We start from the raw sequence: 7,793 nt of genomic DNA on the forward strand, positions 1-7,793 counted from the left end.
CCCCTTGATCATGCCGGACCCGGACCCGGCCGTAGTGATCGCCGGCTTTGCGGAGGGTGCTATCAATATCGAAGTAAGGGTATTTGTCAAAGAGCTGGCGCAACGTGCATTGGTTGACCACGAGCTACGCCTCGCCATCCACGATAAATTGCGCGCTCACCACATCGAAACGCCTTTACCGGAGCGCACCGTGAATGTACGCTCGTTCGTGCCTATTCAGAGTCAGGGATCGGAAAAACCGCGGGAGGCGCAGCGAGCGGGAAGCGGCGTCAATCCAATAAACAGGCAGGAGGACCCGTAGTCAGTCAACTCAATAGTCAGTATAGATTTCGCCCACCACGGGGTATGCAACCCCGTGGGGCGACCAAAGGGGAGAGCTGCGCCTCTCCCCTTTGGAAACCCCATCGCTAAGGTCCCCGCGGCAAGACCGCGGGGAATAGATTTAAACTCGGCGGGCTTGAGAACGAGGAACGATATGAGCCTGATTGACTCCACCACTTCGGCCTACGCCTATCCGCTGCTGATCAAGCAGCTACTGCACACACCGTGGCGTCATGCGCCTGAGCAGGAGATCGTTTATCGCGATCTCAAGCGCCTGAGCTATCGCCAACTGCATGAGCGCATCGGCCGCCTTGCATCCGGTCTGGCCCGGCTGGGGGTCAAGCCGGGCGACACCGTCGCCGTGATGGATTGGGACAGCCACCGCTATCTGGAATGCTTTTTTGCCGTGCCCATGATGGGCGCCGTGCTGCAGACGGTGAACATCCGGCTTTCGCCGGAACAGGTGCTCTACACCCTGAACCACGCTGCCCATGGTCCTGCTGGTCAACACGGACTTCTTGCCGTTGCTGGGCACGATTAAGTCTCAACTGACGAGTGTCCGCAAGCTCGTGCTGATCACCGACGAGGTGGCAGCTCGTGAGGACCGCCGTAGCTTTGACGCGGAATATGAGGAGCTGTTAGCGGCCCATGCACCGGAGTACGCGTTCCCGGATTTCGACGAGAACACGCGGGCGACGACCTTTTACACACCGGCACCACCGGCTTGCCCAAAGGCGTCTATTTCAGCCACCGGCAACTGGTGCTGCACACGCTCGCCCTGCTCGCGGGCTTGGCAATGCCGGCTCATCAGGGTCGCTTCCATCGCGACGATGTGTACATGCCCATCACGCCGATGTTTCACGTACACGCCTGGGGTAACCCGTATATCGCTACGCTGATGGGGGTAAAGCAGGTGTACTGGACGGGCAGATGCGTGACATGCCGCATGACGGCAAGACCACTGGTGAAGTGGTGGTGCGCGCGCCCTGGCTCACACGGGGATACCTTAGGGATCCGCAGGCCTCAGAGTCACTGTGGGCTGGGGGTTATCTGCACACGGGGGACATCGCGAACATTGATCCGGACGGCTATCTCCAGATAACGGATCGCCTCAAGGACGAAAAGTGGGGTGAACGGCCTTTGGCCCTGATCGTGCCCACGGCCGGCCAGAGCGGTGCGCTTGCGTCGGCCGCGCTACGGGATCACGTCATGGGCTACGTCAAGCGCGGCACCATTTCGAAATATGCGGTGCCGGAACAGATCATCTTTGTTGAGGCTCTGGACAAGACCAGCGTCGGAAAGCTCGATAAAAAGCTGATGCGCGAAAAATACGGGGCCGCCGACGCAGGCACCGTGGCATAGCGCCTGAATTCGGGGGCGCGACGATAGGAGCGTCCCCTGGAGTGGAAAGTTAGACAGTGGCTTCTTAACCTCCAACTTCAGGTACTGAAAGATTCCGACAAATCTTTCGCGCCAAATGGGTGGAGATTTCAATATGGCGTGGAACGGCTTCAATAGCCACCAGTGGCGGAATTGGTCCAAAGTGAGTGAGGACTACCTTCGCGCTTGAGATAACAGCCGTGTTGTCGCAAATGCAAGAGCAATGTGCTGCGCTTCACGATAATACGATTGTTTCACGTTCCGCTTCCGTAGGCACACCACGTAGGTGATCCTCACGTCGATCCTCAAGAATGAGAGCAATTGCGCCAGCCAAGCTTTCTCGGGCTTCTTCCTTTGTGCGGCCCTGACCATTTGCGCCGGGAATCTCGGGACAGTAGGCAATAAACCACTCGCCGTCGCGCTCAAAAATTGCCGTAAATTCGTTTCGCATGTGTTACCTACCGGGAGTAATTGAATTGGCTTATGAGTCAATATACCTCTCGTGGTTCCCACTGTCTAACGCAAAGCGTAACCGGCACCTAACGGAGCGCAGCGTAGCACGGGTAGATACAAGGTTGGGCTGAATGAAATGAAGCCAACATCATAGGGGTGGTGGATGAACCGATGTGTTACCGGCGTGCCGATGCGGCGGGAGGAACCTATTTCTTCACCGTAAACCTGGCCGAAAACAAAGGGGGTCAAAAACAAAGGGGTCAAGTCTCGACATATAAGAAACTGGTAGGTCAAGACCAGACCCAGTCCGCGTGCGCGCCGAATCCGAGCGGCACTTTGCAGAGTTAGAATGGCTCCGCGCTAGGCAGATGGCCGAGGCATGTAGGTTAGGTGTGAAGCACCCCGCCTACGCCACCGGCAACCAGATTAACCTCCTGCTCGCGCATTTTGTGCTACCAGGTCCGGGAAGGCGAGCAATGGTTGCCGACAGAAAAAGCTCAAGGATTACACAAGAAGGCCAGCCCTAAGGCTGCTTTAAGCTGGCACCGGGATCTGCTGCCGATCCTGCGGTGCGCCATCGAAGAAGACGATGTGCCAGCCTCCTGTAAATCTTTGGTCCCGCGTAAAAGACGGGGCCCGCCACCGGGCGCCTAAGCCCGGCAGTAAAAGCAGATCACGGCGCCGGCCAGCAGCCGGGGCGGCATGCTGCGAGGGTGCACCCGTGCGCGCGGGGATGATTCGTCTTTCTGAAAAGACACGAGCGCGCCTCTCATTTGGGCGGGCGGAACGCCGCAAGGATGGTAGTTGCCTCATCCGACCGAAGTAAAAGAGACGTTTCGGTCTGTTCGCGAGCGCCCTCCAACGCCGCTACGGCGCGTCGTTTTGCATCTTCGGCTTCCTGCGCGAGCTTCTTTATCCGCGCAATGATCTCAGGGCCGGGATACGGGATAATAATGTTCTGCATAAAATCCCATCGCGCCCGTGTTCTATTCGCGCCAGAGGCCGACAAGAGGATGTCGGCGCGGATCTCAGGCGAGCGCAAAATCAGTTGCAGGATAATTGGATCGAAGCCGGGCTTCGGCTTAAGAACGGTGTACTCACTGGAAACCACGCATCCATCAAGCTCCTGCGGAACCACTGCGATGCTCCCGTGACTCGCTGCAATATTTGAAATCACAATGTCGCTCGCGCGAACTGGATATAGCCTCGCATACGATCCTTCTGCCGGTAGGATTTCCTCGCCAAATTCCGCCACCCCCTCATATCGAACGACTAACACGCGCACCTCTTCGGGGTGGTCCTTGCTGATCACGTCGTCGTCCTCGTAAGCGCGCTCTTCAAGCGCATCGGACATTGGCAATGTGCGAAAGCCCTTCTCGCTCCAAATCGCGATACTGCGGCCGGGCTTCATAAGGCAGTTCTTGACATCGAGCCGGTCGAGTATCCGGTCAGCGGCTACGCTGTAGTCCCGCACATCGCCGCTCAGGAATTTTTCGTATTCCGCAAGCACCACCTTAATTTCTTGCTTTGCCAATCTGCGAGCCTCAGCGTCCCCAGCGCGAGCACGCTGTCTTTTCGGATCGTCAATTCCGACATACCGGCATGGATACATAAACACAGGCGGTTGCGCTTGAGTGACCATGGGGTCGCGCTTCTCCGCAATTAGATATGAGGTTTTCACGCGAGCATTGGACCGCTGAAAGGCATCTCCCGGTAGAGAAATGACGGCGCGTATCAGGAACCAATCGCGCAACTTGTCGCGGAACCAATTGTGATCCTCTCCGCTAAGAATGCCGTCATCAATAATCGTGACAAGCCTACCGCCGACCCTGAGAAGGTCGCGATAGCGTTCCGCGAACAATAGAGACGAGCGGACTGAGGCGCGGGGCGCTCCGCCTTCCTTGCCAACATCGTAGCTATCTAGAAGGCGCGTCTCTTCGTCGGTGGTGCGATCATAGGCTTTCGCAAACGGCGGGTTGGTCAACGCGACATCAAAGCCGCCCGCGCTAATCAATTGCCGCAATTCCATCTTCTCTTTCGCAACCTCTGCGGTGTCAGTCTGTGCATCGGCCAACTGCTTATCCAGCGCGTTCAGGTGGAAAATGCGTGTCCCCCCGTCGCCGTGCAAATACATATTTAGCCGCGCGATTCGCGCGAGCTTTGGTCCATTGGCAACGTCGATGCCGATGATATGATTGTTCGCAATTTCGCTCTTTAGGGCGCCTCTCTCGCTCGGTGAAATGTTCTTTCTGTCGGCGGTGATCCACATATCAGCGAGGGCATCTATTAGGAATCCCCCGCTCCCACAACAGGCGTCGATCACGGTGTCGGTATGAAACTTACCGTTTCCATTCGCGACATGAACTCGCAACTTCGAAAGTTGCACGCCGAGTTCAACAACGCTGCGCGGGGTGAAGAATTGCCCTAGGTCCTTGCCGCGCATGGTTGCGTTCAAGAACGTTTCGAACAGCCGCCCGTTCAGGTCGGCATCGATGCCGAACAGAAATATCTTTTCAAGTCGCTTGACCACGCCACGAATTGTTTTCGGCTTCAGCCCAATTGAATCGTTGTCCTCAAAAATTGGCTTGCGGCGCTCTCGCGCGATCTCCCGCTTCATGTCTTCCATGAAGCCCTTAAAAAGAAGATCGTTAATCGGGTTCGTTGTGCTTCGCTCATGAAGCTCAATCCAGTGCAGGCAAAAATCGACCTCACCGACCGGAATTTCTATGGCTTCATTGACCAGAATTTCCGGATGCTTGTCTCTTATGCGACGATCCGACATCAGTTTCAAAGAGATGAGTTTTACGAATTCGCTGAATGCTTTCGACTGACTGATATCGTCCTTTCGGTAGATGTGCCGGTGACACCAACTGAATGCGGCATTGACTTCCGACAACTGCAGTTTTTCCAGGCGCAACGTCGGCCCAACGTGGGCGCCGTCGGACTCTAGAATCTTGTCTCGCGATAGTAGCGACGACAACTGTTCGAATTTCTTGTTCCCCGCGACGAAATCCGTGAATCGCAATTCCAACAGTGCGTCGTTCAGGTCGGGATCATAGAGGCGGGTTTCCGCCCCATTTGTCAGCAAGTGATACTTGACGGTCTTTCCGCTTTTAGTTCCGTCAAGAGGACGCAATAGGCGCGCGGTTGCCATTCGTGTGTGTCCAGGTCCTCACCCGGTGCCTTGGCTTCAATGATCCATTGAATCTTCCGGTTGGCACGCAATCCGAAATCGGGCTTGTACTTGCGCTGCGGGTGACCGCGCATCCCCCCGACCGTCATCGATTCCAAGCTTCGCTTCGGCAAAATCTCGGAATCGGAATAGCCCAGATCTTCAAGCAGGCGCCGCGCAAAGTTTTGCTCGACATCGGCCTCATTCCTGAGGACGCCAATGTCGCAATATTTGTTCTTCATTGCCCACTCCCGCGCATGACATCCCGCCGGCCTGTTATGCGCTAACAAATCACGGGTGTTGTGGGTCGCCACCTCGGGAGCGCGGCGAAGAATACCCGGCCTCATGCTTCTAGCGAATTCCCTTTGCGCCACGCCGCGCGGCGCTTCGCGCGGCGCATTAGCAAAATCGCAACGGCATAGCTGGTACAGAGCGTCAATACAAGCTCGGCTAAGGGACCGGCTTCGGCGAGCCGACAGAGCACCGCGCACAAAAACCCGGCGACGATCCCGGCGGCACCGGACCACCGCATGGCGCGACCGATCTCGGGCGGGCTTAGCCGGACCAGCACTAGTTCACCTCCGGATCGTCGTACATCGGATGGGTAATCAGTACTGGGTTATCGGTGTCGAGATCCCGTGAGCGGGCTTGAGCGGTCATGGCAGGTTAAACGCCTCAAAAGGATAGCGCATTGCTAGCGGCCCAAACCGTTGAATGCTTAGGGCGAAGGCTCGCGCCGAAGGCTACCGCCAAGCGTACGCCAGGGATTCTGCGGCAGCGCGTGGGGACTATAATGCGATCAACAAGCAAAAAAACACGGGGTGCCCTAGGCTCCCTGAGGCTGGCAGTCAACCAAGCAGATCACGGCTCCGGCCGGCGCTGAGACGTATTCTCTGATGGTCTTCATTACCCACCGTGTTCCTCCTTCAGGATCTGGCCGGTCTTGGAGGTTCCGTTCGGCCGCATCCGATGCGCCTTTTGGCTGGCGCCAAGTCGTGCGCAAGGGATTAAGCCGCGGCTCGTGGACTATAATGCGATCAACAAGCAAAAAAACGCGGGGAAGTTATGGGTGACTTTCTGTCCAAAAAGCCTATTGAAACAGAGGACCGGCTTATCTTCGCGCTCGACGTACCGAGCAACGAGCAAGCGCAGGCATTGGTTGACGCGCTCGGGGAGAGCGTGCATTTCTACAAGCTTGGCCTTGAACTCTTCATGGCCGGCGGTTACGTGGAGATGGTGCGCTCACTCGTTGATCAGAATAAAAAGGTCATGGTAGACCTGAAGTTCTTCGACGTACCGGAAACCGTGAGGTCCGCCGTGCGGCAGCTCACCAAATCCCAAGCGACCTTCGCGACGGTCCACGGAAATGACGACATCTTGAAAGCGGCGTGCGAAGAAAAATCGGGGCTGAAGATCCTGGCCGTCACCGTGTTGACAAGCCTCGATCAGAAAGATCTCGATGACCTCGGGTTCCTATGCGACGTTAAAACGCTCGTGCTCTCGCGCGCCAGGCGCGCGCTCGCCGTGGGTTGCGACGGTGTAATTTCCTCGGGTCTCGAAGCCTCGGCGCTCCGAGAAACCCTCGGAGAACAGTTCCTCATCGTGACGCCCGGAATTCGGCCAGTGGCAAATACCGATGACCAAAAGCGAACCGTGGATGTAGAAGATGCCTTTCGAAACGGCGCGGACTATATCGTCGTCGGCCGGCATATCCGCGACGCACCGGACCCGCGGGCTGCGGCGGAGAAGATTCAGTCACGGATAGGGGCCTTGTTCGCGCGGGTGTAGCACCAATTATTCGGCTCTTATTGTGTAGCGTTACATTTTACAAACGCCTGGCGCTGGCGTTTCCGGCCGACGGGCGTGGGGCGTCGAGGGCAAAGCGCTGCTATTTGCGGTGGATGTGGCCGGTCGAGCAGTATGGGGTATTGATGGACATTGAGCGGGAGGGGTCTCGGTGAAGTGGGCGCACCTGGCGGAGACACCGATGCTGGTTGAGCGGCTGACGGGCTTAGCCTGTGGGTCGCTCACGGCGGTGATGGAGTCCGCCGGGGCTTATGGGGACATGCTGAGAGAAAGTGAGAGAAAGGGGCCAGATCGATTAATTACACGCCGATAGAGCGAATGACTGAGCCGCGATGCGAGGCCAAGCCTCGCGGCAAAACAAAGTGAGCTTGGCCCCTTTGGTGGGCCCTTTGGTGAGAGCGTCAGGGGCGTGCCCTCATCGAGGGTGACGCGCTACGCGCGTCGAGTCGGTGGGTTACGGCGCAAACGGCGCGCCTAAGCCACCCTACATCCGAGGCCTTCGGCTTAACGGCCGCTTGCGCGTGAGCCCTCCTTGCGCAAGCGTTTCAAAAACACGCGCATTTCCTTCGCGGCTTGAATATCGCCGCGGGTCTCGGCGAGGGTGATACCTTGTTCATAGGCCTGGATGGCCTCATCGGTCAGGCCTTGTTCTGCGAGGACC

Annotated in this window: 7 protein-coding genes and 2 pseudogenes; 4 read left to right on the top strand and 5 right to left on the bottom strand. The window is 57.3% G+C overall.

The window, feature by feature from the left end; translation table 11 throughout:
• Together M3436_17525 and M3436_17530 are read left to right on the top strand one after the other, a co-directional pair.
• Positions 1–301: mechanosensitive ion channel (locus M3436_17525; protein ID MDQ3565822.1), on the top strand; the 301-nt coding region annotated here is incomplete at its 5' end.
• A gap of 174 nt (positions 302–475) precedes the next feature.
• A pseudogene (locus tag M3436_17530) lies at positions 476–1,683 on the top strand (AMP-binding protein).
• A gap of 64 nt (positions 1,684–1,747) precedes the next feature.
• Here the strand turns inward: M3436_17530 and M3436_17535 are convergent.
• The 5 genes and pseudogenes from M3436_17535 to M3436_17555 form a co-directional block, all read right to left on the bottom strand.
• A pseudogene (locus M3436_17535) lies at positions 1,748–1,940 on the bottom strand (addiction module toxin, HicA family).
• Positions 1,937–2,152: a type II toxin-antitoxin system HicB family antitoxin gene (locus M3436_17540; protein ID MDQ3565823.1), complete on the bottom strand. Its 216-nt coding sequence runs from the start codon at positions 2,150–2,152 to the stop codon at positions 1,937–1,939. The pseudogene M3436_17535 and the gene M3436_17540 overlap by 4 nt, the downstream one beginning before the upstream one ends.
• Before the next feature lie 771 nt (positions 2,153–2,923).
• On the bottom strand, positions 2,924–5,308 hold the full coding sequence (locus M3436_17545; GenBank protein ID MDQ3565824.1) for an N-6 DNA methylase: 2,385 nt from the start codon (positions 5,306–5,308) through the stop codon (positions 2,924–2,926).
• Complete coding sequence (locus M3436_17550) at positions 5,236–5,568, bottom strand: hypothetical protein (GenBank protein MDQ3565825.1); 333 nt, start codon at positions 5,566–5,568, stop codon at positions 5,236–5,238. Before M3436_17550 ends, M3436_17545 begins: the two co-directional genes overlap by 73 nt.
• Positions 5,569–5,669: 101 nt before the next feature.
• Positions 5,670–5,897: a hypothetical protein gene (locus tag M3436_17555; GenBank protein ID MDQ3565826.1), complete on the bottom strand. Its 228-nt coding sequence runs from the start codon at positions 5,895–5,897 to the stop codon at positions 5,670–5,672.
• Between the two features lie 494 nt (positions 5,898–6,391).
• Here M3436_17555 and pyrF point away from each other — a divergent pair, with 494 nt between their 5' ends.
• Positions 6,392–7,114 (top strand): orotidine-5'-phosphate decarboxylase, encoded by a 723-nt coding sequence (gene pyrF / locus M3436_17560; protein ID MDQ3565827.1) that lies wholly within the window; start codon positions 6,392–6,394, stop codon positions 7,112–7,114.
• 169 nt (positions 7,115–7,283) lie between these two features.
• Positions 7,284–7,445, top strand: coding sequence for a hypothetical protein (locus M3436_17565; protein MDQ3565828.1), 162 nt, complete (start codon positions 7,284–7,286; stop codon positions 7,443–7,445).
• The last annotated feature ends 348 nt before the right edge of the window (positions 7,446–7,793 follow it).

It is taken from the genome of Pseudomonadota bacterium (genome assembly GCA_030859565.1).
In the GTDB taxonomy this organism is placed as follows: Bacteria; Pseudomonadota; Gammaproteobacteria; order JACCXJ01; family JACCXJ01; genus USCg-Taylor.